Here is a 24,832-nt window from a genome sequence, read left to right as displayed (position 1 = left end):
ATGGCCGTCACCACCGCCCGGTCCGACATCGACGCGTTCGAACCGGCCCAGCTCGGCCCCCTGACGCTCCGCAATCGGGTCATCAAGGCCGCGACGTTCGAAGGCGTGATGCCCCGTGGAGCGGTCACCGACGAGCTGATCGAGTTCCACACGACCGTGGCCCGAGGCGGCGCAGCGCTCAGCACTGTCGCCTACTGCGCTGTGTCGATGGGCGGTCGGGTGAGCAGCGACACGATGGTGATGACCGAGTCCCTCATCGGCGATCTCCAGCGCCTCACCTCTGCGGTGCACGCCGAGGGCGCGCTGGTGTCGGCGCAACTCGGTCACGCGGGCCTCGTCGCCCAGTCTCAGTCGAAGCGCCACCCGAGCTTGGCTCCCTCTGGCCGGTTCAGCGCACCGGCGAAGGGGTGGGTCAAGGGCGCGACACGCCGAGACCTCGACGAGGTCGTGGCCGACTTCGAGCGTGCAACCCGCGTCGCGATCGAAGCAGGGTTCGACGCGCTCGAGATCCACCTCGCCCACAACTATTTGCTGAGCTCGTTCTTCAGCCCCAACCTCAACCGGCGCCGCGACGAGTTCGGCGGAAGCATCGAGAACCGCGCCACGTTCCCCCGACGGGTCGTCGACGCGGTACGAAGGGTCGCCGATGGCAAGGTGGCGGTGCTGGCGAAGTTCAACATGGCCGACGGCGTCGAGCGTGGCCTGTGGCTCGAGGAGAGCCTGCAGTTCGCCCAGCTGCTCGAGCAGGACGGCGCGCTCGACGCGCTTGAGCTGACCGGCGGTAGCTCGCTGCTGAACGGCATGTACTACTTCCGCGGGGACGTGCCCCTCCGCGAGTTCGCCGCCGCGCAGGGCCCCATCGTGGGACTCGGCGTGCGGGCGTTCGGTCGGCGCATCCTTCCGGAGTTGCCGTTCGAGGAGGCGTTCTTCCTGCCGTTCGCCCGGCAGTTCCGCCGAGAGCTCGACATGCCGCTGATCCTTCTCGGCGGCATCAACGAACGGGCCACGATCGACGGTGCTCTCGGCGAGGGATTCGAGTTCGTCGCCATGGCCCGGGCACTGCTACGGGAACCAGATTTGGTCAACAGGATGGCGACCTCACCGAACGCCGTGGGGCTGTGTGTGCACTGCAACAAGTGCATGGCCACCATCTACAGCCGGACCCGCTGCGTCCTCGCGACCGGAGCTGACGGAAAAGGCTCGGGCCGTTGAAGCGGCTCAGCGGACGAGTCGCGGTCGTCACCGGAGCGGGCAGCGGGATCGGCCGTGCGACCAGCCTGGCCCTCGCCGAGCGCGGGTGCTCGATCGCAGTGGTCGACGTGCAGCGCGACGGGGCCGAGGAGACCGCTGATCTGATCCGTTCGCTCGGCACCCGGGCGAGCGTGCACGTCGCGGATGTGCGTGATCCGAAGCGCATGGGCGAGCTCCCGTCCGAGGTCGAGGGCTCGCTCGGTTCGTGCCAGATCTTGGTGAACAACGCCGGGGTGACCGCTGCTGGTGCGTTCGCGGATGAGACGGTCGAGGATCTGCGCTGGATCGTCGACATCAACGTGTGGGGTGTGGTGCACGGATGCCGTGCGTTCCTGCCGATGCTGCGGGAGGCCGACGAGGCTCACATCGTAAACATGTCGAGCATGGTTGGGTTGCTCGGTCTTCCTCACAACGTGTCGTACTCGCTCACCAAGGGCGCGGTGCGGGCGTTCAGCGAAGCGCTGCGCGGCGAGCTGGTCACCACCAAGGTGGGGGTCACCGTGGTCTTCCCGGGCGCGATCCACACCAACATCACCACTGGTGCGCGGGGTGGGCAGGCCGCTCGGCTCGCCGAGATGGGGCAGTCCCGTCTGGCGCCCCACGTGATGAGGCCGCCCTCCGCAGTCGCTCGTCGGATCGTGTCGGCGATCGAACGCGACCGTGCACGTGTCGTCGTCGGGCCCGACGCCCACGTCGTGAGTGCGCTCACCCGGGTGCTGCCCGGGCGATCGGGCCTCGTCGGCCGTCTCACGAACCGCCTCGACGCATGATGTCGAACATGGACTTCCCCGCGTTCGCCATCGCCTGCGGCGAGGAAGGCTCCGACCCGCTCGTGCTACACGAAGGACGGGTCGTCCGCGTCGACCAGTACCGAGCAAGCGGACATCTCGAACGGCTCGACGCGGACCTCGCCGATGTCGCGGGGCTCGGAGTGAAGGTGTGGCGCTACGGCATGCCCTGGCGGCTGACCGAACCGGAACCCGGGGTCTACGACTGGACGCTGTGGGATCGAGCGCTCGAGGCGTGCCGGCGCCACGGGCTCAACCCGGTGATCGACCTGTGCCACTTCGGTCTGCCCGACCACCACGGCGGGTTCTGCGACACCACGTGGGTCGACGATTTCGCCCGCTACGTCGACGCGTTCCTGGCCCGCTATCCAGAACCACGGTGGTTCACGCCCGTCAACGAGCCGGGCATCACCGCCATGTTCTCCTCGCTCCTCGGCATGTGGAACGACCGCCTCGCCAGCGAGGACGACTACTTCGTCGCGCTGGGAAACGTCGCGCTCGCGAACCTCGAGGCACTCGCCCGCATCCGAGCCGACCGAGACGGCTGGTGGATCGGGTCCGAAGGCTTCGGCTGCGACCTCGCCGACGCCGACGACGAGGCCGGCATCCGCGCCGCCACCCGTGCCCGTGACCTGCAGCAGGCCGTCTGGGATCTGCACCTCGGTCTCGCACCCCGGGGCGGCGCGGCGCGCCTGACCGATGTCGTGGCCGACTCGATCCAGTCGCGCATCGAGGCCCTCGTCGGAGTCGTCCCACCCGACCGGATCATCGCCGGCCACGACATCTACCCCGTCAGCGTCACCGTGCACGGGACACGTGCCGGTAGGCCGCTGTCGATCGCCGATCGCGTCCGCGCCTACGAGGACGAGGCGACCGCCTGGCATGAGCGCTACCAGGTGCCGTTCTGGGTGTCCGAGACCTCCAACCTCGGCCTTCCGGTCGACCAGGGCAGCGAGTGGCTCGCCGCGCTCACCGCATCGCTCGACACCCTTGCGGCGAGCGGCCTGCCGGTCCGGGGGATCTGCTGGTACAGCCGAGGCGACCAGTACGACTGGGACACCGCACTGATGTCGCCGATCGGCACCGTCACCGAAGTCGGACTCTTCGACGCCCAACGGCACCCACGCCCGGTGGCGCAGCACTACGCCACGCTGGCCCGCCGACACCCCTGAACGAGCAGCGAAGCAGCACCGAACCCTCACGAGGAGATGGCGACGTGACCCACGAGAACGAGCTGACATCCGAGATCGACCTGTGCACGCCCGACGGCAGACGGCTGAACCGCGCCGCTCTCGGCTGGTCACGCCGACCGCTGCACCGGGCGAACCTGGATGGCTGCTTCGGTATCAACAAGCGCTGGGACTACTGGGCGATCCTCGCCGGTGACCTCGTCGTGTCGTCGGTCTACGCGGACATCGACCACTTCGGTCTGGCCGACGTCTGGTGGGCCGACCTGGCCGCGGGAACAACAGGAGGCAATGGGATCATCACGACCGACCGTGGTGCGCTCGTCCTGCCGGACCGCCCCGGGACCACTCCGCTTCGCGTCGAGCGCGACGGCTTCGCGCTGGAGATCGTCGATGAGCCCGGATCGACGCGCCTTAGCGCCTCGTGGACCGAACACGACGGGACACCGGGCGCACTCGACGTGTCGATCGAACTGCCCGAGGGCCACGAGTCGCTCAACGTAGTGATCCCGTGGAGTGACGAGCGGTTCAACTACACCTCCAAGCACCAGGCCCGACCTGCCACCGGCCAGCTCACCGTCGGCGACCGGCACTCGGAGATCGGCGGTGGTAGCTCGGACGCGTGGGGCGTGCTCGACGTAGGGCGTGGGCGCTGGCCATCGGAGATCACGTGGAACTGGGGTGGCGGCGCCGGACGGTGCGGCGCCACGTCGTCGGGTTGCAGTTCGGCGCGAAGTGGACGGAGGGGTCGGGCTACACCGAGAACGGCCTGATCGTCGACGGCCGGCTCACCAAGCTCGGCCGCGAGCTCGACTGGTCCTACGACTGGGACGAACCCCTCAACCCGTGGCGCGTCGTGGACCCCGGCGGACAGCTCGATGTGACGCTGCAGCCCCGCTACGACAAGCACTCGAAGCTCCCAGGACGCGACCAGGGATCGGAGACCCACCAGGTCTTCGGAACCTGGTCGGGCCGCCTTCGCACCGACGAAGGCATCGAGATCGAGATCCACGACATCCAGGGCTTCGCGGAAGAAGCACGCCAGGAGTGGTGAACGATCGGCGAGGTCGGGGTTCAATCGGTAACGGTGCCCACGCGTGGTCGCCCTCAGCCGCGATCGCCCGATAAGTCCACAGTCTCGCCGGGCAGACCGCCGGCCCAAGGACAGGCTCGAAGAGCAAGGCCGGTCAGGGCAACCTGCGTGTAGTTCTCCGGTCTCGCCGTGCTCTCGTGGCATGCGCCCGGGCCATTGCCTTTCTTCGATTGGCTTCGCTGGGCGGAACGCCGTCGGGTGGAACCCGACGATCGGCCGAAGTCGTCGAGCCGTCGGCGTCACGGACGCCTCCGGCAACAGCCTTCACGGTTCTTGTCGACCTCGTCGCCGGCCCGTCCAGGAGGGCCTCACGTTTCTATTCTACCGGGTCTTCTACCGAACGCCGGTAGAAGACCCGCCGCCGGCTGTGCTCAAGGGCAAGCACGCCCGGTGCCTGGAGAACCATGACCTGGGCGTTTGCGGGCCGTCCGTGACGGTCGGGTCGGATCCGCCTGGGTGATCTTCGGGCCGCGTTCCCGAAGGTCAGGAGCGGATGGGCTCACGTGACCGGCGTGCGCACCCCAGCCCCAACCCACGGCTCCGTCAGTCGAGCCGGATCTTTTTCGTGAACCTAGATGGCGAGCCGGACATGTACAGGAGACTGGAGCACTTCATAGGAGCACGATGACCGAACCAACCGATGTCGAGCTGTGGGGGAGGGTCCGAGCCGGCGACCCCGAGTCGTTCGGCGAGATGTTCAGCCGGCACGGACCGACGATCCACCGATACGCAGCGCGTCGCACCGGCGATCTCACCCAGGCGGACGACATCACTGCGACCGTCTTCTTGGAGGCTTGGCGCATCCGCGAGCGGACCGAACTGCTCCATCCTTCTGCGCTTCCTTGGCTCTACGGCGTCGCCACGAACGTCATCAACAACTGGCGTCGGAGTCGTCGGCGCCACGACGCCGCTCTGCGTCGAATCGGCGACCTCCCCCGGCCGAGTCCGCGGCTCGTAGATGAACGAGTTGCCGCTGTGCTGGAGGCGCGACGGGTCTTGGACCGGGTGACCCACCTGCCGCGCCGTGAACTCGATGTTGTCGTGCTCGCCACCTGGGAGGGGCTCTCCACCGCAGAGATCGCCGCTGCTCTCGACATCCCGCTCGGGACCGTCAAGTCCCGCCTCAACCGCGCCCGCACCCGCCTCGCCTCCGATTCGGAACCAACTCCCGCGCCCCGATTCGCCACGACCCCGAAGGACCTGACATGACCCGCCAGAATCACTCCGCCACCGCCACCCTCACCACCGATGATGCCGATCGTCTTCGTCGTGGTCTCGTCGACGAGGCCCGTAGCTCGTTGCAAGCCACCCCTAGCCTCCACGGAGGTGCGCGCCGTTCTCGCACAGCGTTGGTCGGGGCGGCTGCCTTCGTGATCCTTGTGGTCGGGTTTGTCGCCTTCGATGCTGGGCGCACGCCTCCCGCTGCTGAGGCGATGTTCACCGTCACGCCTCATGGCGACTGGATCGATATCTCCCCCAACCTTGACGTAGAGACCTTCGATCCCGACGCGGCGGTTGAGGAGCTGCGCGCGATCGGCTTCAAGGCCGAACGAGGTACATATGTTCAGTGGCGCGAAGAGAATGGTGACCTGAACACCAAGGCCCCCGAGACTGAAGGCCTCAGTTTCAGCTCACACGGTTTCGAGTTCGGTGACCGAACCGAGGTCATCTTCAACATCGAGGGTCCGGTGGGTGCCGAGTTCCCGGTCACCCCGGATGGCACGATGCTCGACTGGCAGGCAGCTGCTGAAGAGTTCGGCTTCCGCAACCCGATGGAACAGCGAGATGGTCTCGAACTGCGCCGCGATGCCCCCATCACGATCTGGGTGCTGACGGCGCCCTGAGCAGACCGACGCCCTCCCGCTCCAAGTTGAGCTGGAACTGGTCTGCCTAGCGTTGCGGCGGCTTTCCTGAGTCTGAACCAACGTCTGGTCGTCAGGTCTCCCCGGCGTGGTATAGCATCGACGCTATGTCGTGGGGTGAGGTGGAGCTCGAGCCGGAGGTTCGGGACTGGTACCTCGCTCTGGACGAAGCCAACCAGGCACGCTGCCAGTTCAACCTCGACCGTCTCGCCGAGATGGGACCGCTGCTCGACGAGCCGTTCACCAAGCAGTTGGACGGCAAGCTCCGAGAGCTCAGGTTCTACCTCGATGGCCGCCCGACGCGGATCACGTACTGGATCGCGTCAGGTCGGCGGATCATCTTGCTCACGGTGTTCGTAAAGACCCAGCGTCGGGAACGGCGTGAGGTCCAGCGGGCGAAGCGAGCGTACGAGCGTTGCCTGAGCGAAGAACACGCTGTCGAGGAGGACGATTGATGGGAACCGATACCAAGCGCACGTCGTGGAGTGACCTGACCGAGCAGAGGCCCCGCACCGGGCCGGCTGCCGTCGCGTACGAGGATGAAGCTCGTATTGCTGCGTTCCGCGAGCTGGTTCACCGGCTTCGTACCGAGGCCGGTCTCACCCAGGCGGAGCTGGCCGAGCGCATGGGAACCACCCAATCGGCGATCGCCCGCATGGAAGGCGGGGGCACCCGGCCGACACTGGACACGCTCGAGAAGATCGCGTCAGCGGTCGGCGCCGACCTTGTTGTGGGTGTGGGGGAGAACCTCTCGGCCAACCGCTCGATCGCCAAGCTCGAACGCGACGGCCACGCGGTCGTACGCCGTGCGAGCTGAGCGCTGACTCGATCCTGCTGCCGCCGGGCCACGGAGTTCTGCGGCTCGAAGGTCAGCCGATGGATCAGCCTCCGAGGGCTGCTGGGGAGCGATCCGAGCGAGTGAGGGGCCACCGCTCAGCGCGCTGCCGGTGCGCCGAGACAGGCCTGCTGACTTCTACCGGGTCTTCTACCGAACCACCCGAAACAGGAGATGCCAGCCCGGCACGGACGGAGACCGCGGCGGGGTGAAAGCCCAGCTCAGCGCCATGATCTGGTACACAAAGGTACGGACCGACACCCTGATCTGATCCTCATAACCCGAAGGTCGCAGGTTCAAATCCTGCCCCCGCCACCAACTTGAGAGTGAAGGCCCAGGTCAGCGACCTGGGCCTTCGTCGTTGTCGGGGCGTTCTACCGGGTTCGGGGTTCGTTCTCTCGGGTGTTCAACCGGCTTTGGCGACCTTGGGGTTTTCGGAGGCGCGCGGGGTGAGGAGTGCTTCGATGACGCGGGCGGCGTCGGTGTGCATCCCTGGGAAGGTGTGCTGGTAGCTCTGGACAGTGAACACGAACTCGCTGTGTCCGAGGCGTTCGGAGGCGACCTTGGCGTCGACGTCGTTGGCGATGAGCAGGCTGGCGTGGGTGTGGCGCAGACCGTGGAACGGTATGACGGGGACGGGGGAGCGTCGCACGATCCGGTCGAAGCTCTGGCTGATCGAGTGGGGGTGCACGGGCCCGCCCGAGGCGGAGGTGAACATCCACCCTGGGTCGTCGATCCCGACCGCGGCGAACTCGGCGGCTTGGAGTGTCCGCCATCCTGCGAGGACCGCGAGAGTGGTCTGGTCGAGGTCGATGCAGCGCCGGGAGTTGTTGGTCTTGCCGCGTGATTCGTGGAGCTCGTAGCCGACCGCGACCAGTCCGCGGTTGATCGACAGGCGCTTCTTCGCCACGTCGAGGTCGGACCACTTCAGCCCGAGAAGCTCGGAGCGCCGCATCCCGGTGTTGGCCGACAGCCACAGGGCTGGGAACAGCCGGTGACCGGCCGCAGCCCGCAGGAACGCCTGGAGCTCGTCGGCGGTCCAGGTCTTCTGCTCGGGCTTGGGGATCGCCCGCAGCTTGGGTGCTGAAGCGGCCAGCGCGACGTTGCGGCTGACGAGCCCTCGGCGCAACGCGTGGTCGAGGGCGCCGCGGATGATCAGGTGCACCTCGTACACGGTCTTCGGGGCGAGGGCCCGGGTGCCGTCTTTGGGCTGGAGCATCGCGTTGTAGAGCCGTTCGAGGTCCTCGGGCCGCAGCCGGCGGAGCCGCTTCCGTCCGAGGGTCGGCAGGATGTGGCGCTGGGTCTTGTGGACGTAGCTGCGATGAGTGCTGACGCGCAGCTCGAGGCGCTTGGCGGGGAGCCACTGGTGTGTGAGGTAGGCCCCGAAGGTGAGCGAGCGGACCTCGTCGTTGCGGCCGTCTCGCTCGGCGGCGAGGCGCGCCACGAGCGCTGCGGCTTCGGCGCGGTCGGTGCCGGCGGGATGCCAGCTGCGGTGCTCCTTGCCGGTGACGGGGTCGAGCCCTTCGTAGATGACGGCGTAGTAGCGGTCTCGCTTGCGGGCGACGTGTCCTTGCATGGCGGATCCTCCTGTTCTTCCGGATCCGGGCGCTCCGGAACCCGATAGAACGATCGTGAGAACGTCTCGCGCTGATGTCGAGCGGAACGGCTCATCTCGTGAACCCGCAGGTCAACGACGTGTACTCCGCTTCGACCTGCCCGGTAGAACGCCCCACGAACTCCTCGACCGGTTGCGAACTGTCGAATGTCCGCAGGGTTGGCTGGTCATGGCTCAAGCCCGCACCGCACACAGCCCGGAGCCCTACCTCTTCGCCATGCGGGTGCCGTTGAGGATGACGACGAGCTCGGAGAGCTCGTGGGCGAGGACGGCGGCGGGCAGTCCGATGACACCGAGCAGCGCGGTGGGGACCAGGGCGGCGAGGATGATCAGGGACAGGACGAGGTTCTGGGTGACGACGCGGCGGGTTCGCCGTCCGATGGTGATGGCGGTGACCAGCCGGGTGAGGTCGTCGGCCATGAGGGCGACATCAGCGGTTTCGAGGGCGATGTCGCTGCCGGCGGTGCCCATGGCGATGCCGACGCTGGCCGCGGCGAGGGGTGGGGCGTCGTTGATGCCGTCGCCGACCATGGCGACGTGGTGGTGCTCGTCGACGAGTTGGCGGATGCGGGCGGCCTTGTCCTCGGGTTTGAGGCTGGCGTCGACGTGGTCGATGCCGGCTCGGGTGGCGATGGCTCGGGCGGTGCGGGGGTTGTCGCCGGTGAGCATGGTGATGTGGTCGACGCCGAGCGCTCGGAGGCGGTCGATGGTGTCGGCGGCTTGGGGGCGGATGGTGTCGGCGACGGCGAGCACGGCGAGCGGACCGGTGCGGTCGGCCATCACGACGGTGGTGTTGCCGTTGGACTCGAGCCCTTCGATCACCTCGGTCACGGCGGGGTCGAGGTCGTGACCCTGGCTGGTCGTGTAGTCGGGGCTGGCGATGGTGAGGTCGGTGCCGTCGACGCGGGCGTGGATGCCGCCGCCGACCGCGGCGTGGAACGTGTCGGGTTCACCGATGGTGAGGTTCCGGGTGTCGGCGGCGCGCACGATGGCTCGGGCGATGGGGTGTTCGGAGCGGCGCTCGGCGGTGGCGGCGAGGGCGAGGAGCTCGTCGGGGTCGCGGCCGTCGAGGGGGTGGATCTCGGTGAGCTCGGGTCGGCCGTGGGTGAGGGTGCCGGTCTTGTCCAGGGCGATGGCGCGGAGCCGGCCGAGCTCTTCGAGGTAGATGCCGCCCTTGATGAGCACGCCGTCGCGGCTGGCTCGTCCCATGGCGGCGACGTAGGTGACCGGGATCGAGATCACCAGTGCACAGGGCGCGGCGGCGACGAGCACGGTCGCGGCGCGCAGGGCCCATTCGGACCAGTCGCCGCTCACCCCGCCACCGATGAGGAGGACGGCGGCGCCAAGGGCGAGCACCGCGGGGGAGTAGATGCGGGCGAAGCGCTCCATGAACTGCTGGCCCCGGCCCTTCTGGTCTTGGGCTTCGCTGACGAGGTCGACCACTCGGGCCAGGGTGTTGGTGGCGGCGGTGGCGGTCGCTTCGGCGACGAGGGCGCCGTGGCCGTTGGTGGTGCCGGCGATGACGGGGTCGCCGGGGGCTTTGTCGACGGGGATCGACTCGCCTGTGACGGCGGACTCGTCGACCGCGGAGGTGCCGTCGACGACGGTCCCGTCGGTGGCGACGTTCTGGCCGGGGCGGATCAGGAACCGGTCGCCGACCGCGACGGTGTCGATGTCGACGTCGCGTTCGGTGCCATCGGGTGCGACGACGGTGACGGTGCGGGGGGCGAGGTCCAAGAGCTTGCGGATGGCGTCGCGTGTGCGGTCCTCGGTGAACTCCTCGAGGGCCTCGCTGATCGAATACAGAAACGCCAACGCTGCGGCTTCGGACCAGGCGCCGAGCGCCCCGGCGATCACCGCCGCGACGGTCATCAGCAGCTCGATGCCGATCTCGCGCTCGGTCACGAGCTCCTCGATCGCCTCGGCGGCGAAGAACCGGGCGCCGACCACCGACGCGGCCACGAACAGGACCGTGGACACGACACCCGGCGCGCCCAGCGGCCCGGCCAGGTACCCCGCGGCGATGAGCAGACCGCTGGTCGCGGACCACCGCACCTCCCGTGACGCCACCAGTGCCGGGAGCAGCCGGTCGGGGCCTTGGTCCTGGGCGGTGCCGGGGGTGGCCGGGGCGCTCATCGCGGCATCCGGTGGTTGCGGCACAGCGCCACGTTCTCGCCGATCTCACCGAGGAGGACCTCGGCCTGGCGCAGGAGATCAACGACCGCCGGGCTGGCCAGCCGGTAGTGCACGGCGCGGCCTTGGGGGCGGTCGAGCACCAGGCCGCACTCCTTGAGGCACGCCAGGTGGCCCGACACGTTCGACTGCGACCCGCCCACCGCGGCGACGAGATCGACCACGCGCCGCTCCCCGGCCAGCAGCTCGGTGAGGATCGCCAGGCGGGTCGGATCGCCGAACCCTCGGAACATCTGGGCGGCGACATCGATGTCGCCGCGCTCGTCAACGCTGATCGCACCACTTTGCATCGGCATAGACCGATGATACCGTCCCTCGCCGATGAGACAAGTCGTTCGGGACGGAGGTCGGTGATGACGGTGTTGGCGCTCGTGCTCTACGTGGTGTTCGCGGCGGTCGCGTTCGGGTGGCGGACCTGGGTCCAGTGGCGCCAGACCGGCGACACCGGGCTGCGTCTCCACGCCGAGGCCGGAACCATCCAGTGGTGGGCGAAGCTCGGGTTCGTCGCGGCCCTGGTGGCGGGGTTCGCCGCGCCGATCGCCGGGCTCGCAGGGCTGGACCCGATCGCGCCGCTGGACAACGCCACGGTGCAGATCGTCGGCCTCGCGCTCGCCGTCGCAGGGATCGTGGCGACCACCGCCGCCCAGATGGGGATGGGCGACTCGTGGCGGATCGGCGTCGACCCCGCCGAACGCACAGGCCTGGTCACCGGCGGGATATTCGCCCTGGTCCGCAACCCGATCTTCACCGCCATGCTCGTCACCGCCCTCGGCCTCACCCTCATGGTCGGCAACGTCATCTCCCTCACCGGCCTCGCCGCCCTATTCGCTGCGCTCGAGGTCCAGGTCCGCTTCGTCGAGGAGCCCTACCTGCGCACCGTCCACGGCCCCGACTACGAGCGCTACACCGCGACGGCCGGCCGCTTCCTCCCTGGCCTCGGCCGCAGCCGGGCCGCCTGACCCCACGGCGGATCCACTGTCAGAACCCCCGGTCGGCGCCCCCACGCAAGGCCCAAGGTCCCTTGTGCCCCGCCACCGCACGGGAGGATCGTGGAGCCATGGCAGACACCGACGTGGAACCCACCGAGAGAGGCCCCGCAGACTCGCCGGCGGCCCCGAGGCGGACCGGTCGCCGGTGGATCGTGCTCGCGATCGTCGTCGCCGTCCTCACCGTCGGCGGCATCGCCGCTGCGGTCATCGCCACCCGCGATGACGGCCCCTCCTTTGACACCGCCCAGATCGGCTGGATGCACCAGGGGTGCCAACAGTGGGCCGACGCCTACCAGGGCGCCGACGGGCCCGGCGCCGGGTGGTGCAGTTCCATGACCGACTGGATGAACGGCCGGATGGGCCAGCGCCAAGGCGGAATGATGATGGGGTCAATGATGTGGCAGGACCCCGACTCGATGCGCGCCACCTGCCAACAGTGGATGGCCGAGGACCCCACGGCCACGAACGGCAGCGGTCAGTGGTGCGATCAGATGGTCGGCTGGATGAGCGATCACATGGGCGACTGGGACCAGTGGATGCGCAACGGCCCGATGATGGGCGGGTCCTGAGCCCTTCAGCAGTCTCGGGAACTGTGACGAACCTCACCGCGGCGGGTAGGGCTCGAGGCCGTGGATCTCCTGCTGCTCGCGGACAAAGGCGATCACCTGGTCGATCTCCTCGTCGGTGAGGCCCTCCACTGGAGCCATGTCACCGAAGTCCCAATGGTGGGCCCGGGTCCCCTGGGTGATCGCGGCGCGGAACGACTCGTCGGGGTGGTGGTCCGGCGCGTACACCTGAGACAGGTGGGGTGGTCCCACATCGGTGCCGCGCAGATCACTTCCGTGGCAGGACGCACACGACTGCGCGTAGAGCTCCGCGCCGGCCCCGCTGTCGCTCGCCGATGGGGACGAGTCGTCACCCGAGCAGGAGGCGGTCACTGCGACGGCCGCCACGACGGCCACCGCTGCCCGCCATCCAGGCCCCGTGCCCATGGCTCGTGACGTGAACCCCATCATCGCAACGTAGCGGTCAGACCCGGATCCCGAGAGCCGACCTTCTACACCGTCTCCTACACAGCGGTGAGCGGGTCGAGGCCGTCGTAGGCGACGACGTGGACGCGGACCGTGCGTTCGATGATGTAAGCCATCGCCGCAGCTTGACCACGCCCACTGCGGACACGGCACCGAACCGAACCGCTTCTGGCGCGCTCACCGGCCCATTGCCTCGCGCAGCTGTTCCATGGACGGAGCGCCCTGGACGCCGTCGGCCGACACGAACACCCGGCATGCCCACGACGTCTCGGTGCCGGGCTCGACGAACGGGTCGACGCCGTCGATGAGAATCGTCGGCAAGCCGTGCAATCCCGAAGCTGCGGCGTCCGCCAGGTCGGCGACGCGTTGACGGATGACGCGGATCGCGGGATCACCCGCGGCGAGGTCGCGCACGCGTTCCTCGGCGAGACCGACGTTGGGGCAGTCATCGAAGTACAGGATGCGAACCTCCATGCGCTCACCCTAAACCTTCCCGTGCACTGGAAGGTCAAGGGGCTTAGGGTTCGGTCGTGCGCATCGGCGAGCTGAGCGAACGCAGTGGCGTGCCCACCAAGACCATCAGGTACTGGGAGCAATCCGGGCTCGTCGCCGAACCTGCCCGCACCGGGTCCGGCTACCGCGACTACCACGACGAGACGCTCGCGGTGTTGCGCTTCGTGCGATCCGCGCAGGCGGCAGGCTTCACCGTCGCCGAGATCGCGCAGATCATCGACATCCGCTCCCGTGGCGAGGCACCATGCGAACACGTCACCACCTTGATCGACCGGCACCTCGCCGACATCGACCACCGCATGGCCGAGCTGCGCCAGGTCCGCACCCAGCTGCGAGCACTCGCCGCCAACGCCGACGCCCTGGACCCGGCGCCCTGCACCGACTTCCCCGTGTGCCAGATCATCGACAGCACCTGACCCACCGCGCCTGCCACGCGAGTTCAGTGTCCTCGACTCAGACGGCAACGGTGTGCGGATCGGGCGCAAAGCTGAACTGGGCTCGGGTGTCACCAGCGATCGGTCGGTGTACTCCCAGCAGCCGAAAGCAGACTCAGGCGGAAGCGCGCATCTGCCGGAAGCGGCGCCGCCAGGGGGGGTGGCAGTCGAGGTGCTTGCTGCGTGACCGACGACCCGACCCGAGTCCGCTCCGCGATGATGAGAACCATGGCCGGCCCCACCCGTCGCTTCACGGCAACCGTTGTCAGCAACGCGAAGCGACGCGTCCTCGTACCCCTTCCCTTCGCGCCCGACGACGCCTGGGGCCACAAGCCCTCGCACCCCGTGGCCGGCTCCGTGAACGGCATGGGTGTCCGAGCCGTCGTCGAAGCGATCGACGACGGATGGGGGATCGTGCTCGGACCGGCATGGCGACGCGATTGCGGAATCGCCCCGGGTGACGAGGTCGACGTCGTTCTCTACCCCGAAGGGCCCCAACGCGACGACCTTGCCGAGGACATCGCCGCAGCGCTCGCGGCCGAACCCGACGCCGCTGCGTTCTTCGACGGGCTGGCCCAGTTCTACCGCCGCGCCTACCTCCGCTGGATCGACGCCACCAAGCGTCGACCAGACCATCGCGCCGAACGCATCGTCGAAGTCGTCAACCTTCTCAAGGCCGGCATCAAGGAACGTCCCCGGTAAGAGGCAACCGCGACGGTGCTCAGCGAAGGACGAGTGACCCAAGTCCGGACTTCGCGGCCAACTCGAGGCTTCTACACTCCCTTCTACACCGCGGGCCGGGATTGGCTGGTCCGCAGTGGTACGGACTGGCACGTCGAATGCGCGAAACCCCACCTCAGAGGTACTGGAAGGTACGGAACGGGACGGGAGAGGGGCCCTCATAACCCGAAGGTCGCAGGTTCAAATCCTGCCCCCGCCACCAACTTGTGAGTGAAGGCCCAGGTGAGTGACCTGGGCCTTGCTCGTTGTCGGGGTGTTCTACCGGGTTCGGGTGGTGTTCTCCCGGGTGTTCAACCGGCCTTTCTGATCTTGGGGTTTTCGGTGCCGGGTGGCGTGAGGAGTACTTCGATGACGCGGGCGGCGTCGGTGTGCATGGGCGGCAAGGTGTGCTGGTAGGTCTGGACGGTGAAGGTGAACTCGCCGTGGCCGAGGCGTTCGCACACGACCTTCGAGTCGATGCCGTGGGCGATGAGCAGGCTGCCGTGGGTGTGGCGCAGGCCGTGGAACGGGATGACCCGGACCGGTGTTCGTCGCACGATCCGGTCGAAGGTCTGGCTGATCGAGTGCGGGTGCACCGGGCCACCCGAAGGCGAGGTGAACATCCACCCTGGGTCGTCGATGCCCACCGCCGTGAACTCTGCGGCTTGCATCGCCCGCCACGCGGCGAGCACCCGCAAGGTGGTGGGGTCGAGCTCGACGCAGCGGCGGGAGTGGTCGGTCTTGCCGCGGGATTCGTGGAGTTCGTAGCCGACCGCGACCAGGCCGCGGTTGATGGACAGGCGGGCGTGTTGGATGTCGAGGTCGGACCATTGCAGGCCGAGCAGTTCGCTGCGGCGGAGCCCGGTGTTGGCCGACAGCCACAGGGCTGGGAACAGTCGGTGGCCTGCGGCGGCACGCAGGAAGGCGTGGAGTTCGGTGGGGGTCCAGGCCGTGCGCTCGACTTGGGGGATGGCACGCTGCTTGGGTGCTGATGCGGCGAGGGCGACGTTGCGGGACACGAATCCTCGGCGTAGCGCGTGGTCGAGGGCACCGCGGATGATCAGGTGGACTTCGTAGACAGTCTTGGGGGCGAGGGGCCTGGTCCCGTCGGTGGGGTGCAGCATCGAGTCATAGAGCCGGTTGAGGTCTTCGGGTCGCAGCCGGCGGAGCCGTCGACGTCCGAGGGCCGGGAGGATGTGACGTTGGGTTTTCTGCACGTAGCTGCGGTGGGTGCTGACCCTCAGCTCGAGACGCTTGGCCGGTAGCCACTGGTGGGTGAGGTAGGCCCCGAAGGTGAGCGAGCGCACCTCGTCGTTGCGGCCGTCTCGCTCGGCGGCGAGCCGGGCCACGAGCGCTTCGGCTTCGGCGCGGTCGGTGCCGGCCGGGTGCCAGCTGCGGCGCTCCTTGCCGGTCACCGGGTCGAGTCCTTCGTAGATGACCGCGTAGTAGCGGTCCCTCTTGCGGGCGACGTGTCCCTTCATGACGTGGTCCTCCTCGTTCTTCCGGCTCCGGAGATTCCGGAACCCGGTAGAACGATCGTTAGAACCGGCGCACCCGGATGTCGAGCAGAACGGCACATCGCACGAATCTGCAGGTCAACTGCCCGGAGGAGCTATCGAGTAGTTCGGTAGAACGGCAAGGGACGGGTCCGATGGCGCGGGTGTCGGCATCGAGTCCTACGGGCCCGGAAAGACCTGCCGGAGGACGTCAAGGGCGGGCCCGTGATCTCCGGCCGGGGTGTGTGCGGGGTCGAGGCGCCCGTAGACGAACCGGGCGAACGACTCGGCGGTGAGCCTCAGGTCCGCTTCACCAGCGTCGCTGTTCGAAGGGCCGAAGGTGACCGACTCGGGTGTGAGCTCGACGAGAAGGCGCCGGGCAGGGTCGGTGGTGGCGACGGTGATCATGGTGGTGTCGCCGGTTGGTGTGGCGGTGAAGCGGGCGATGAGGTCGAGGTTGTCGACGATCAGCTCCGAGGCCTGCTGGGGGATCGTGGCTGTCGGGTTACCGGCGACTTCGATGTCCCAGGTGTGGAAGGCGTGCTCGTTGAGGCGCATGGCGACGAACTGTGCGAAGTCGAGCGTCATGGGCCCCATCTCGGAGGTGAACGTGCTGCGCTGCTCGGCGGGCACAGCGTCGAGGCTGGCGAGCAATGAAACGTCAGCGGCGAGGGCGTCGTTGCGCTGGGCGAGGGGCGGCTTGGCGTTCCACTCGTCCCATACGACGGGCGCGAAGTCGTCGGGCGTCTCGCTGCCCGTGAGGGTGTCGTCGAGCCGTCGGCGGGTGATGACGGCGCCCGAGCCCAAGTGGGAGAGGACGTCGGCAACGCTCCACTCGCTCGGGTAGGCGCGTCCCGTCAGCTCTTCCTCGTCAAGGCCGGCCGCGAGGTCATGCAGGCGCGCCACGGAGGAGCGGAGGGCGGTGAGGTGTGCATCAGCCATTGGCGTTGACCTTGACCGGGTCGAAGGTGGCGACGACGCGGTCGCCGCCGGCCTGCAAGAGCGTCTCGACCGGCATGCCGTACTTGTCGGCGAACTGGTGGACCATCGCCTTTTCGGGATCGGGGGTCAGTTCGACGTTGGATCGGATCTCGATGGTCCTGTACGGGTTGGTGGGATCGAGGATGAACAGGGTCGCCATCGGGTGCCGGACCAGGTTGCGGTACTTCTGGCGGTCGGTGGTGATGCTCGAGCGCAGCACGCCGTCGTCACCGACGAGGTACCAGACCGCCGTGGACTGGGGCAGCCCGTCGGCGCCGACGGTCGTGAGCACGGCGGTGTTGGGTCCGTGGAGCAGGTCGGAGAGGGACTCGGGAACTTCGATCCTGTGGGTCATGCCACCACGCTACCCACAAGTGGGGAATAATCCCCACATAGAGGATCGTTGGAGAGTTCATGGATCTGAGAGCTGACGCCGCCCGCAACCGGGCCGCCATCGTCGAAGCCGCTCGGGACGTGTTCGCCGAGCACGGTCTCGACGCGCCGCTCGACGACATCGCCCGCCTCGCCGGCACGGGCAACGCCACCCTGTACCGGCGCTTCCCGACCCGCGGAGACCTCATCGAGGCGGTGTTCGCCGAACGGATGGCCGAACACCTCGACGCAGTGCGCACCGCGCTCGCGGACCCCGACCCGTGGGAGGGCTTCGCCTCCTACTTCCGAGCCGCCGCCGCCATGCAGGCCCGCGATCGGGGTATCGCCGATCTGGTCACGATGGAGCTCGCGACCGCGCCGGAGATCCAACGTCTCCGCGCCGAGGCCTTCGACGGTCTGGTGAAGGTCGTCGAACGAGCCCACACCGCCGGTGTGCTCCGGGCCGACTTCACCACCCAGGACGTCGTCGTGGTGCTCATGGCCAACGCCGGGCTCGTCGAACGCGCCCACAACATCGCCGCCGACGCCTCGGCCCGGCTGATCCACGTCCTCCTCGACGGGTTCCGAGCTGACGCCGCCACCGACGGCCCGGCCGCACCGAGCGCCCGCCGCACCGAGCTCGCCATGCGACGCAACGCCGAACGCAGCCTCGGCCCCAAGCGCACTCCCAAGACCGCTCGCACCAAGGAGCACACCCCATGACCCTCGAGCTCGGTGTCTACTCGTTCGGCAACACGCCACCGACCTCCGACGGCGGCCCCGGCAACACCGCCGAAGCGATCCGCAACGTATTGGAGGCGGTGCACGTCGCCGACGAGGTCGGGCTCAACTTCTTCGGCTTCGGTGAGCACCACACCCGCTCCATGCCCCTGTCCTCGCCTACGTCCCTGGTCAACGCTGCCGCGGCATCGACCCGGCGAATCGGACTCGGTGCCACCGTGTCGGTGCTGTCGACCGATGAACCGATCCGGGTGTTCCAACAACTCGCCACCGCAGCAGCGGTCGCCCCCGGACGCATCGAGGTAGTCGCCGGCCGGGGCTCCTCGTCGATCACGTTCCCGATCTTCGACCTCGACGAAGGCGACTACGACGTGCTTTTCGCCTCCAAGCTCGAGCTGCTCCTCGCCCTCAACCACCACGAGCAGGTCACCTGGCAGGGTCCGCACCGCCGCCGGCCGCTGCAGGACACGCTCATCGTGCCCCGACCGGACGAGCCGTTGAAGCTCTGGCTCGGCACCGGCGGCAGCCCCAACTCCGTGTACCGGGCGGTCGAGCTCGGCCTGCCGATGTTCCTCGGAATCCTCGGCGGCCCGGTCGAGCACTGGGCGCAATACGGCCACGCCTACCGCGAAGCCTGGGAACAAGCCGGCCACCCCGCCGACGCCGCCGACATCGCGGTCGCCGTCCACGGCTTCGTTGCTGCCGACGACCGCCACGCCAAGGCCACCTACCTCGACCACGAGCATCGCATGTTCGTCGCCGGCTCCGCGGAGATCGGCCGACCCATGGCACCACCAGCCGGTCGAGAAGCCAGCTACGACGCCGGCCAGATGGTCTTCGTCGGCGGCCCCAACGAGATCGCCGACCGGATCCTGCACCTCCACGACGCCCTCGGCCACCGCCGCCAGATCTTCCAGATGGACGTAGGTGGCATGCCCCACGCCACCTTCCTGCGAGGGATCGAGCTGCTCGGCACCGAGGTTCTTCCCCAGGTCCGAAAGGAACTCTCATGACCGCCAAGCCCACGCTTCACGTCGCCGTGTTCGGCGCCACCGGCAAGATCGGTCGCCTCGTCGTGGACCAACTCCTCGCCGGGGGCCACACCGTCGCCGGGTACGCCCGCAACCCCGACAAGATCGACACCAACCGCCCCGGTCTCACCGTGATCCAAGGCGGCCTCGATGACCCCGCCGCCATCAGCGAAGCCGTCACCGGAGCCGACGCCGTCATCAGCGCCCTCGGCCCTGCCCTCAAGCGCGGCGCCACCGGCACCCCCGTCACCGACGGGACCCATCACATCGTCGCCGCCATGGCCACCGACGGTGTCCGCCGCTACATCGGCCTCGCCACCCCCGCCGTCAACGACCCCCGCGACGAACCGACGCTCAAGGCCAAGGTCATCGGGTTCATGCCAAGGCTCATGTTCCCCAATGCGCTCACCGAGATCACCGCCATGACCGAAGCCGTCACCAGCTCCGATCTCGATTGGACCATTGCCCGTATCACCAACCCGACTGACAATGCCGCGACCGGCACCACCCGGTCCGGGTTCCTCGGTGTGGACAAGGTCGGCTTCGCCACGACCCGCGCCGACATCGCCGCGTTTCTCGTCGGCCAGCTCACCGACGACACCTACGTGCGCGCCGCACCCGCCATCAGCAACTGACCAAGGAGACCTTCATGTTCATCGTCCTCGCCATCGCCACCGTCCTCCTCGCCGTCATGGCTGCCGGCTCGGCCGCCAAGAAGCTTCAGAAGGACCCACAGGTCGTCGACGTCATCGGCGGCACCGTCGGCGTCCCCGACCGCTACTTCCCCGTCCTCGCCGCCCTCGAGCTCGCCGGCGCGGCTGGCATCCTCATCGGTCTCTGGCTCGCACCCCTCGGCATCGCAGCCGCCGCCGGCCTCGTCGCCTACTTCCTCGGCGCCATGCTCGGACACCTCCGCGTCGGCGATACCAAGGGACTCGCCATGCCTCTCGTCCCTCTCGCCCTCGCGATCGCCGTCCTGGTCCTGCGTCTCGCGACGAGCTGAAACAACGTTGTCCATCCGCGAGCCGCCCACCCGCCGCTGGCCGATCGGCGGTAGCCTGGATTAGTCGAACACGGTGAACGGGGAAGGTCATGTCGGACAACACCGCTAACCAGCGTCCTGCGCCGAGCGAGCCGACCACGATTGCCGAGGTGCTCCAAGGCGGTCAGCCGATGGGCGACCTGCGCCGCTTCGTGATCGAGGACCTCACCCCCGAGGAAGAGGACGAGTTCTTCAGGATTCTCGAGGAAGCCTGATCGGTGTCAGCCGAGGTCGTCGTTGACACGATGATCGCGAGCGCCTGGCTCGGAGTGAGAGGGACGGCACGGCGCACCCGGTGGGAACCGTTGCTGGTCAAGTCGATATGGGTCCTGCCGTTCACCGTCGTGGCAGAGATGCGCTTCGGCGCTGAGGTTGCGGGCTGGGGTTCTCGCAGACGTGGAGTCTTGGACCGACTTGTCGACTCCTCCCGGGTGATGCCTCCACTCGCCGAGGTGACCGACGCGTACGTCCACCTGAGGACTAGGTGCGTTCGCAACGGGCACGGCCTCGGCGCCAAGGATCACGAAGCCGACCGATGGGTCGCCGCGGTGGCCCTCGCAGCGAAGCTTCCACTCGCCAGCGAGGACACCATCTTTGATGGTGTCGCCCAGCTCAAGCGAGCGGATCCGGCCACGTGACCACGGCCGCGCCTCCTTCTACACTCGCTTCTACACCGCGGGCCGGGATTGGCTGGTCCGCAGTGGTACGGACTGGCACGTCGAATGCGCGAAACCCCAGCTCAGAGGTACCAGAAGGTACGGAACGGGACGCCAGGAGAGGCTTGGAATCTCATAACCCGAAGGTCGCAGGTTCAAATCCTGCCCCCGCCACCAACTTGTGAGTCGAGGCCCAGGTCAGCGACCTGGGCCTTGCTTGTTGTCGGCGTGTTCTACCGGGTTCGGGTGGTGTTCTACCGGGTGTTCAACCGGCTTTGGGAAGCGCGGGGTTTTCGAGCCCGCCCGGTGTGAGCAGGTTTCGAAGACATCGGCGGCGTTGGCGTGCATGGGCGGGTAGGTGTGCTGGTACGTCTGGACGGTGAACACGAAGTCGCCGTGACCGAGGCGTTCCTTGACGACCATGGCGTCGACGCCGTAGGCGATGAGAAGGCTGCCGTGCGTGTGGCGAAGCTCGTGGAATCGGATGATCGGGACCGGAGCTCGTCGGGCGATGCGGTCGAAGGTCTGGCTGATCGAGTGCGGGTGCACGGGGTCTCCGGACGCGGTGGTGACCACCCAGGTGGGTCGATGCCCACCGCGGCGAACTCCGCTGGCTGCAGGGCCCGCCACCCGTCGAGGACCGCGAGGGTGGTCGGGTCGAGGTCGATGCAGCGGCGGGAGTGGTCGGTCTTGCCGCGGGATTCGTGGACCTCGTAGCCGACGGCCACGAGTCCGCGGTTGATCGAGAGACGGGCGTGGTCGACATCGAGGTCGCTCCAGCGCAGGCCGAGCAGTTCACTTCGACGGACCCCGGTGTTGGCCGAGAGCCACAGGGCGGGGAACAGCCGGTGACCAGCGGCCGCACGCAGGAAAACCCGCAGCTCGTCGGCGGTCCACGCCTTCTGCTCGACTCTCGGGATGGTCCGCATCTTGGGCGCAGAAGCGGCGAGCGCAACGTTGCAGCTGACGATCCCGCGGCGCAGTGCATGGTCGAGAGCTCCGCGGATGATCAGGTAACCTCATAGACCGTCTTGGGCGCGAGCGGTCGGGTCCCGTCGGTGGGGTGCAGCATCGACTCGTAGAGCCCTTCGAGGTCCTCGGGGCGCAGACGGCGGATCCGCCTTCGCCCAAGCGTTGGCAGGATGTGGCGCTGGGTCTTGTGGACGTAGCTGCGATGGGTGCTGACGCGCAGCTCGAGTCGCTTGGCGGGAAGCCAGTGGTGGGTGAGGTAGGCGCCGAAAGTGAGCGACCGGACCTCGTCGTTGCGGCCGTCGCGTTCGGCGGCGAGGCGCGCCACTAGCGCTTAGGCTTCTGCCCGGTCGGTGCCGGCGGGGTGCCAGCTGCGGCGCTCCTTGCCCGTGACAGGGTCGAGGCCTTCGTAGATGACGGCGTAGTAGCGGTCTCGCTCGCGGGCGACATGTCCTTGCATGACAGGTCCTCCTTGTTCTACCGGCTCCGGACGGTCCGGAAGTCGGTAGAACGATCGTTAGACCAGTTCGCTTGCCTGTCGAGCTAACAACCTGAGCCGCAAACCTGCAGTTCAGCAGCATCCCGTGGATCGTCGTCCGCCGGTAGAACACTCGCTAACGGTAACGGTGTTGCGAATCTTTCGAATTGGCCGTAGGTTCTCGTGGGTTGAAAGGACGCGTGTGATGACGACACCCACGATCGAACGAACCGTTCTGCCGCCGGCCGAGCCGTTGCAGGCGCTGGCGGCGATGCTCGACGGACTCGGCGCGGAGCCGACCACCACGCTGTCGGGGCCGAACGGCGAACACTTGGTGCTCCCACCGGAGGTGTTCGAGGTGTTGCGTGACGTGGTCGATGCGATGGCGCAGGGCCAGGCGGTGACGATTGCACCGGTGCACCAGCGTTTGACCACCCAGGAGGCGGCCGACCTGCTCGGGGTCAGTCGTCCCACGGTGGTGAAGCTGCTCGAGTCCGGTGAGATCCCCTTCGAGCAGCCCGGCCGCCACCGTCGCGTTCGCCTCGCAGACGTCCTTGCGTATCGCGAGCGGGCATCGATCGAGCGGCGTGCCGCGCTCAACCGGATGGTCGAGATCGCCGATGAGGCCGACCTCTACGAGCTGACCGCCACCCCCAAGCGCACCCGCTGAAGGCCCGTGACGTTCTCGGCGGTGCTCGACACCTGTGTCCTGTATCCGGCCCACCTTCGAGACACGCTTCTCCGCCTGGCCGAACGCGGCCTGTACCGAGCGCTCTGGTCCGCTGACATCGTCGAGGAACTACACCGGACCCTGAGCGAGCTGATCGGCCCCGGCACGGTGGCGCGGCTGCTCGGACTGATGGCTACAGCGTTCCCCGACGCTGAGATCACCGGGTACCAGCCGCTTATCGATGGGCTGACCTGTGACCCCAAGGACCGGCACGTACTCGCCGTCGCAGTGCGGTCCGCTGCGGGAGCGATAGTCACGTTCAACACAGACGACTTCCCCGACCACAGCGTCGAGGAGTTCGACCTTGAGGTCATCCACCCGGACACGTTCCTCCTCGACCTGCTCGACCTCGCGCCCAGCGTCGTGGTCGACGAGCTGTCGCAACAAGCGGCGGCCAACCGGCGAGCCCCGAGAACGCTCGTCCAGATCCTGGAGACACTCGAACGGGCTGGCGCCCCCGCCTTTGCCGATGAGGTCAGGCGCCGAATCACATGAGCCAGATGAGCAGCGCGGGCAACGAGGACCGAACCACCGCGATCGAGCGCGCTCTGGGGATGAGCCTTGGCCTTGGCATTCTCGGGCTGCTCGAAGGCGACCTCGCCGGTGCGGCGCGGATGCTCCGATGTAGCGGCGAGGATCTGGAGCCCGCAGTCGACGCGATCCGTCGGGCGCCATCGGTAGGTGACCCATCCCGGGATGAACTGCGAAGCATCATCGAAGCCGCCGTGGCCGACTCGACCGAGAGGATCGTTGTGAAGCTGCGTTGCGCAGACGGATCACCCACAGTCAGGTTGGATCTGGAGTGGTCCGTCGTTTCGGAGGAGATCCCCGGAATCCCCCACGTGAGACTTCAAGTCCGTGGAGTTGAGCGCCTGGATGGCGGCGCGCGGCACCGCTGGCGGGAGCCCGATGCCAACGGTCGCCTTCCCCGTGAGCAGTTCATCGGAAGCGCGGACCTGCGGCTGCGACGACTGTTCAACGCGAGACCGGACCTGATCGAGGCGCTCGACCGGAAGCCGCGCGACGACTGCGAATCCGGCTTCCTCCTGCAGTACGCCGATGGAGACATATACGACGGTGGGCTCCACCAGTTCTTCTCGAACTCCACCGGCAACTTCTCTCCCTGGTTCCCGGAGTTCGCCGCGAGGATCGGTGCCAAGCGAAAGGGCCAGTTGGTGGCGCAAGCGAACCTGCTGTTCGGAGACGCCGACCTCGCCGACCGACATGCTCGGAACGCCTGTCTTGACGGATTCGATCCGGAAACGGATGAGCGGATGGAGCGGCTCACAGGCGAGTACTACGACGTGATGGATGAGGACGTCACCGACCTGTTCGCTGACTTCGTTCAGATCCGGGCAGAGCACCTTCTCTCGTAGCAGGGGTGCTAGCCGTGGATCGCCGCCGACCCATCGCCCCTTGGGCGGTTCGTGAGTGGCCACCTTGGTCGCCACGGTGGCCATCTCCACCAGGGCTCCACAGTCCAGCGAGGACTCGATCCTCGACATCTTCAGTCAATTCAATCGTCGTGACTCCGCCACCGCCGACTTCTACACTCGCTTCTACACCGCGGCCTGGGATTGGCTGGTCCGCAGTGGTACGGACTGGCACGTCGAATGCGCGAAACCCCATCTCAGAGGTACTGGGCGGTTCAGAACGGGACGCCAGGAGAGGCTGAGAATCGCTCATAACCCGAAGGTCGCAGGTTCAAATCCTGCCCCCGCCACCAACGAAAACACAGGTCAGGGCCGGTCCCCAGGGGCCGGCTCTCCTCGTTCTAGGCCCGACTTCTAACGGATCTTCTAACGGGTGCGTGGTCCTTGTCGCC

32 protein-coding genes and 1 pseudogene are annotated in these 24,832 nt (G+C 67.8%); 22 read left to right on the top strand and 11 right to left on the bottom strand.

The window, feature by feature from the left end; translation table 11 throughout:
* The 9 genes from IPG97_08475 (at position 1) to IPG97_08435 (ending at position 6,998) form a co-directional block, all read left to right on the top strand.
* Positions 1–1,212, top strand: coding sequence for an NADH:flavin oxidoreductase (locus IPG97_08475; protein MBK6856567.1), 1,212 nt, complete (start codon positions 1–3; stop codon positions 1,210–1,212).
* Complete coding sequence (locus IPG97_08470; GenBank protein MBK6856566.1) at positions 1,209–2,021, top strand: SDR family NAD(P)-dependent oxidoreductase; 813 nt, start codon at positions 1,209–1,211, stop codon at positions 2,019–2,021. The genes IPG97_08475 and IPG97_08470 overlap by 4 nt, the downstream gene beginning before the upstream one ends.
* Positions 2,022–2,029: 8 nt before the next feature.
* The gene (locus tag IPG97_08465; protein ID MBK6856565.1) at positions 2,030–3,211 is read left to right on the top strand and encodes a family 1 glycosylhydrolase; all 1,182 of its coding nucleotides are present in this window, start codon (positions 2,030–2,032) and stop codon (positions 3,209–3,211) included.
* A gap of 44 nt (positions 3,212–3,255) precedes the next feature.
* Positions 3,256–3,999, top strand: coding sequence for a DUF2804 family protein (locus IPG97_08460; protein MBK6856564.1), 744 nt, complete (start codon positions 3,256–3,258; stop codon positions 3,997–3,999).
* A complete protein-coding gene (locus IPG97_08455) occupies positions 3,945–4,280 on the top strand; it encodes a DUF2804 family protein (GenBank protein ID MBK6856563.1) in 336 nt (111 codons plus the stop codon). The genes IPG97_08460 and IPG97_08455 overlap by 55 nt, the downstream gene beginning before the upstream one ends.
* A 663-nt stretch (positions 4,281–4,943) precedes the next feature.
* On the top strand, positions 4,944–5,528 hold the full coding sequence (locus IPG97_08450; GenBank protein ID MBK6856562.1) for a sigma-70 family RNA polymerase sigma factor: 585 nt from the start codon (positions 4,944–4,946) through the stop codon (positions 5,526–5,528).
* Positions 5,525–6,163, top strand: coding sequence for a hypothetical protein (locus IPG97_08445; protein ID MBK6856561.1), 639 nt, complete (start codon positions 5,525–5,527; stop codon positions 6,161–6,163). The genes IPG97_08450 and IPG97_08445 overlap by 4 nt, the downstream gene beginning before the upstream one ends.
* 125 nt (positions 6,164–6,288) lie before the next feature.
* A complete protein-coding gene (locus IPG97_08440; protein MBK6856560.1) occupies positions 6,289–6,636 on the top strand; it encodes a type II toxin-antitoxin system RelE/ParE family toxin in 348 nt (115 codons plus the stop codon).
* Entirely contained in the window at positions 6,636–6,998 is a 363-nt protein-coding gene (locus IPG97_08435) for a helix-turn-helix transcriptional regulator (GenBank protein MBK6856559.1), read from the top strand. Before IPG97_08440 ends, IPG97_08435 begins: the two co-directional genes overlap by 1 nt.
* 424 nt (positions 6,999–7,422) lie before the next feature.
* Here the strand turns inward: IPG97_08435 and IPG97_08430 are convergent, their stop codons facing one another.
* The 3 genes from IPG97_08430 to IPG97_08420 form a co-directional block, all read right to left on the bottom strand.
* On the bottom strand, positions 7,423–8,592 hold the full coding sequence (locus IPG97_08430; GenBank protein MBK6856558.1) for a site-specific integrase: 1,170 nt from the start codon (positions 8,590–8,592) through the stop codon (positions 7,423–7,425).
* Between the two features lie 243 nt (positions 8,593–8,835).
* Positions 8,836–10,767: a heavy metal translocating P-type ATPase gene (locus IPG97_08425; protein ID MBK6856557.1), complete on the bottom strand. Its 1,932-nt coding sequence runs from the start codon at positions 10,765–10,767 to the stop codon at positions 8,836–8,838.
* Complete coding sequence (locus IPG97_08420; protein ID MBK6856556.1) at positions 10,764–11,114, bottom strand: winged helix-turn-helix transcriptional regulator; 351 nt, start codon at positions 11,112–11,114, stop codon at positions 10,764–10,766. Before IPG97_08420 ends, IPG97_08425 begins: the two co-directional genes overlap by 4 nt.
* A 63-nt stretch (positions 11,115–11,177) precedes the next feature.
* Between IPG97_08420 and IPG97_08415 the strand changes: the two genes are divergently transcribed.
* Together IPG97_08415 and IPG97_08410 are read left to right on the top strand one after the other, a co-directional pair.
* Positions 11,178–11,783, top strand: coding sequence for an isoprenylcysteine carboxylmethyltransferase family protein (locus IPG97_08415; protein MBK6856555.1), 606 nt, complete (start codon positions 11,178–11,180; stop codon positions 11,781–11,783).
* Positions 11,784–11,881: 98 nt separating this feature from the next.
* Complete coding sequence (locus tag IPG97_08410) at positions 11,882–12,382, top strand: hypothetical protein (GenBank protein ID MBK6856554.1); 501 nt, start codon at positions 11,882–11,884, stop codon at positions 12,380–12,382.
* Positions 12,383–12,415: 33 nt separating this feature from the next.
* Here IPG97_08410 and IPG97_08405 read toward each other — a convergent pair whose 3' ends face one another.
* Both IPG97_08405 and IPG97_08400 read right to left on the bottom strand, forming a co-directional pair.
* On the bottom strand, positions 12,416–12,829 hold the full coding sequence (locus IPG97_08405; protein MBK6856553.1) for a cytochrome c: 414 nt from the start codon (positions 12,827–12,829) through the stop codon (positions 12,416–12,418).
* Between the two features lie 192 nt (positions 12,830–13,021).
* Positions 13,022–13,318 carry a thioredoxin family protein gene (locus IPG97_08400; GenBank protein MBK6856552.1) on the bottom strand — a complete coding sequence of 99 codons (297 nt, stop codon included), beginning with the start codon at positions 13,316–13,318 and terminating at the stop codon, positions 13,022–13,024.
* Between the two features lie 56 nt (positions 13,319–13,374).
* Between IPG97_08400 and IPG97_08395 the strand changes: the two genes are divergently transcribed.
* Together IPG97_08395 and IPG97_08390 are read left to right on the top strand one after the other, a co-directional pair.
* The gene (locus IPG97_08395; protein MBK6856551.1) at positions 13,375–13,773 is read left to right on the top strand and encodes a heavy metal-responsive transcriptional regulator; all 399 of its coding nucleotides are present in this window, start codon (positions 13,375–13,377) and stop codon (positions 13,771–13,773) included.
* Positions 13,774–14,019: 246 nt separating this feature from the next.
* Positions 14,020–14,493, top strand: a complete 474-nt coding sequence (locus IPG97_08390) for a YdeI/OmpD-associated family protein (GenBank protein ID MBK6856550.1) — start codon at positions 14,020–14,022, stop codon at positions 14,491–14,493.
* 329 nt (positions 14,494–14,822) lie between these two features.
* On the opposite strand, the gene IPG97_08385 is transcribed toward IPG97_08390, so the two are convergent.
* From IPG97_08385 to IPG97_08375, 3 genes are all read right to left on the bottom strand, one after another.
* Positions 14,823–15,992, bottom strand: a complete 1,170-nt coding sequence (locus tag IPG97_08385) for a site-specific integrase (GenBank protein MBK6856549.1) — start codon at positions 15,990–15,992, stop codon at positions 14,823–14,825.
* Positions 15,993–16,187: 195 nt separating this feature from the next.
* Positions 16,188–16,949, bottom strand: a complete 762-nt coding sequence (locus IPG97_08380; GenBank protein ID MBK6856548.1) for a maleylpyruvate isomerase family mycothiol-dependent enzyme — start codon at positions 16,947–16,949, stop codon at positions 16,188–16,190.
* Positions 16,942–17,343 carry a PPOX class F420-dependent oxidoreductase gene (locus IPG97_08375; GenBank protein MBK6856547.1) on the bottom strand — a complete coding sequence of 134 codons (402 nt, stop codon included), beginning with the start codon at positions 17,341–17,343 and terminating at the stop codon, positions 16,942–16,944. Before IPG97_08375 ends, IPG97_08380 begins: the two co-directional genes overlap by 8 nt.
* A gap of 59 nt (positions 17,344–17,402) precedes the next feature.
* Between IPG97_08375 and IPG97_08370 the strand changes: the two genes are divergently transcribed.
* The 6 genes from IPG97_08370 to IPG97_08345 all read left to right on the top strand — a co-directional run bounded on the left by IPG97_08370 (position 17,403) and on the right by IPG97_08345 (position 20,812).
* A complete protein-coding gene (locus tag IPG97_08370; GenBank protein MBK6856546.1) occupies positions 17,403–18,083 on the top strand; it encodes a helix-turn-helix transcriptional regulator in 681 nt (226 codons plus the stop codon).
* The gene (locus tag IPG97_08365) at positions 18,080–19,114 is read left to right on the top strand and encodes an LLM class flavin-dependent oxidoreductase (protein MBK6856545.1); all 1,035 of its coding nucleotides are present in this window, start codon (positions 18,080–18,082) and stop codon (positions 19,112–19,114) included. Before IPG97_08370 ends, IPG97_08365 begins: the two co-directional genes overlap by 4 nt.
* A complete protein-coding gene (locus IPG97_08360; protein MBK6856544.1) occupies positions 19,111–19,767 on the top strand; it encodes an NAD(P)H-binding protein in 657 nt (218 codons plus the stop codon). The genes IPG97_08365 and IPG97_08360 overlap by 4 nt, the downstream gene beginning before the upstream one ends.
* Positions 19,768–19,781: 14 nt before the next feature.
* Positions 19,782–20,135, top strand: coding sequence for a DoxX family protein (locus IPG97_08355; GenBank protein ID MBK6856543.1), 354 nt, complete (start codon positions 19,782–19,784; stop codon positions 20,133–20,135).
* An 89-nt stretch (positions 20,136–20,224) separates the two neighbouring features.
* The gene (locus tag IPG97_08350; protein MBK6856542.1) at positions 20,225–20,389 is read left to right on the top strand and encodes a hypothetical protein; all 165 of its coding nucleotides are present in this window, start codon (positions 20,225–20,227) and stop codon (positions 20,387–20,389) included.
* 30 nt (positions 20,390–20,419) lie between these two features.
* Complete coding sequence (locus IPG97_08345) at positions 20,420–20,812, top strand: hypothetical protein (GenBank protein MBK6856541.1); 393 nt, start codon at positions 20,420–20,422, stop codon at positions 20,810–20,812.
* 216 nt (positions 20,813–21,028) lie between these two features.
* Here IPG97_08345 and IPG97_08340 read toward each other — a convergent pair whose 3' ends face one another.
* The 3 genes and pseudogenes from IPG97_08340 to IPG97_08330 all read right to left on the bottom strand — a co-directional run bounded on the left by IPG97_08340 (position 21,029) and on the right by IPG97_08330 (position 22,127).
* The gene (locus IPG97_08340) at positions 21,029–21,406 is read right to left on the bottom strand and encodes a tyrosine-type recombinase/integrase (GenBank protein ID MBK6856540.1); all 378 of its coding nucleotides are present in this window, start codon (positions 21,404–21,406) and stop codon (positions 21,029–21,031) included.
* A 98-nt stretch (positions 21,407–21,504) separates the two neighbouring features.
* Positions 21,505–21,759: pseudogene (locus IPG97_08335) on the bottom strand (tyrosine-type recombinase/integrase).
* 80 nt (positions 21,760–21,839) lie between these two features.
* Entirely contained in the window at positions 21,840–22,127 is a 288-nt protein-coding gene (locus IPG97_08330) for a hypothetical protein (protein ID MBK6856539.1), read from the bottom strand.
* Positions 22,128–22,482: 355 nt separating this feature from the next.
* Here IPG97_08330 and IPG97_08325 point away from each other — a divergent pair, with 355 nt between their 5' ends.
* The 3 genes from IPG97_08325 to IPG97_08315 are packed head-to-tail and all read left to right on the top strand — an operon-like array spanning position 22,483 to position 24,383.
* Positions 22,483–22,947: a helix-turn-helix domain-containing protein gene (locus IPG97_08325; GenBank protein MBK6856538.1), complete on the top strand. Its 465-nt coding sequence runs from the start codon at positions 22,483–22,485 to the stop codon at positions 22,945–22,947.
* Positions 22,948–22,953: 6 nt separating this feature from the next.
* Complete coding sequence (locus IPG97_08320) at positions 22,954–23,502, top strand: PIN domain-containing protein (protein ID MBK6856537.1); 549 nt, start codon at positions 22,954–22,956, stop codon at positions 23,500–23,502.
* 5 nt (positions 23,503–23,507) lie between these two features.
* On the top strand, positions 23,508–24,383 hold the full coding sequence (locus tag IPG97_08315) for a DUF4375 domain-containing protein (protein ID MBK6856536.1): 876 nt from the start codon (positions 23,508–23,510) through the stop codon (positions 24,381–24,383).
* The last annotated feature ends 449 nt before the right edge of the window (positions 24,384–24,832 follow it).

This window comes from Microthrixaceae bacterium (assembly GCA_016702505.1).
GTDB lineage: Bacteria > Actinomycetota > Acidimicrobiia > Acidimicrobiales > Iamiaceae > Aquihabitans.
The sequence above is the reverse complement of the archived record's forward strand: the minus strand, read 5'-3'. Positions and strand labels throughout refer to the sequence as shown.

Coding starts and splice junctions, on each gene's coding strand:
- IPG97_08475 (MBK6856567.1), top strand. CDS start 1: ATGGCCGTCACCACCGCCCGGTCCGACATCGACGCGTTCGAACCGGCC.
- IPG97_08465 (MBK6856565.1), top strand. CDS start 2,030: ATGGACTTCCCCGCGTTCGCCATCGCCTGCGGCGAGGAAGGCTCCGAC.
- IPG97_08450 (MBK6856562.1), top strand. CDS start 4,944: ATGACCGAACCAACCGATGTCGAGCTGTGGGGGAGGGTCCGAGCCGGC.
- IPG97_08445 (MBK6856561.1), top strand. CDS start 5,525: ATGACCCGCCAGAATCACTCCGCCACCGCCACCCTCACCACCGATGAT.
- IPG97_08440 (MBK6856560.1), top strand. CDS start 6,289: ATGTCGTGGGGTGAGGTGGAGCTCGAGCCGGAGGTTCGGGACTGGTAC.
- IPG97_08435 (MBK6856559.1), top strand. CDS start 6,636: ATGGGAACCGATACCAAGCGCACGTCGTGGAGTGACCTGACCGAGCAG.
- IPG97_08430 (MBK6856558.1), bottom strand. CDS start 8,592: ATGCAAGGACACGTCGCCCGCAAGCGAGACCGCTACTACGCCGTCATC.
- IPG97_08425 (MBK6856557.1), bottom strand. CDS start 10,767: ATGAGCGCCCCGGCCACCCCCGGCACCGCCCAGGACCAAGGCCCCGAC.
- IPG97_08420 (MBK6856556.1), bottom strand. CDS start 11,114: ATGCAAAGTGGTGCGATCAGCGTTGACGAGCGCGGCGACATCGATGTC.
- IPG97_08415 (MBK6856555.1), top strand. CDS start 11,178: ATGACGGTGTTGGCGCTCGTGCTCTACGTGGTGTTCGCGGCGGTCGCG.
- IPG97_08410 (MBK6856554.1), top strand. CDS start 11,882: ATGGCAGACACCGACGTGGAACCCACCGAGAGAGGCCCCGCAGACTCG.
- IPG97_08405 (MBK6856553.1), bottom strand. CDS start 12,829: ATGATGGGGTTCACGTCACGAGCCATGGGCACGGGGCCTGGATGGCGG.
- IPG97_08400 (MBK6856552.1), bottom strand. CDS start 13,318: ATGGAGGTTCGCATCCTGTACTTCGATGACTGCCCCAACGTCGGTCTC.
- IPG97_08390 (MBK6856550.1), top strand. CDS start 14,020: ATGGCCGGCCCCACCCGTCGCTTCACGGCAACCGTTGTCAGCAACGCG.
- IPG97_08385 (MBK6856549.1), bottom strand. CDS start 15,992: ATGAAGGGACACGTCGCCCGCAAGAGGGACCGCTACTACGCGGTCATC.
- IPG97_08380 (MBK6856548.1), bottom strand. CDS start 16,949: ATGGCTGATGCACACCTCACCGCCCTCCGCTCCTCCGTGGCGCGCCTG.
- IPG97_08375 (MBK6856547.1), bottom strand. CDS start 17,343: ATGACCCACAGGATCGAAGTTCCCGAGTCCCTCTCCGACCTGCTCCAC.
- IPG97_08370 (MBK6856546.1), top strand. CDS start 17,403: ATGGATCTGAGAGCTGACGCCGCCCGCAACCGGGCCGCCATCGTCGAA.
- IPG97_08365 (MBK6856545.1), top strand. CDS start 18,080: ATGACCCTCGAGCTCGGTGTCTACTCGTTCGGCAACACGCCACCGACC.
- IPG97_08360 (MBK6856544.1), top strand. CDS start 19,111: ATGACCGCCAAGCCCACGCTTCACGTCGCCGTGTTCGGCGCCACCGGC.
- IPG97_08355 (MBK6856543.1), top strand. CDS start 19,782: ATGTTCATCGTCCTCGCCATCGCCACCGTCCTCCTCGCCGTCATGGCT.
- IPG97_08350 (MBK6856542.1), top strand. CDS start 20,225: ATGTCGGACAACACCGCTAACCAGCGTCCTGCGCCGAGCGAGCCGACC.
- IPG97_08345 (MBK6856541.1), top strand. CDS start 20,420: ATGATCGCGAGCGCCTGGCTCGGAGTGAGAGGGACGGCACGGCGCACC.
- IPG97_08325 (MBK6856538.1), top strand. CDS start 22,483: ATGACGACACCCACGATCGAACGAACCGTTCTGCCGCCGGCCGAGCCG.
- IPG97_08315 (MBK6856536.1), top strand. CDS start 23,508: ATGAGCAGCGCGGGCAACGAGGACCGAACCACCGCGATCGAGCGCGCT.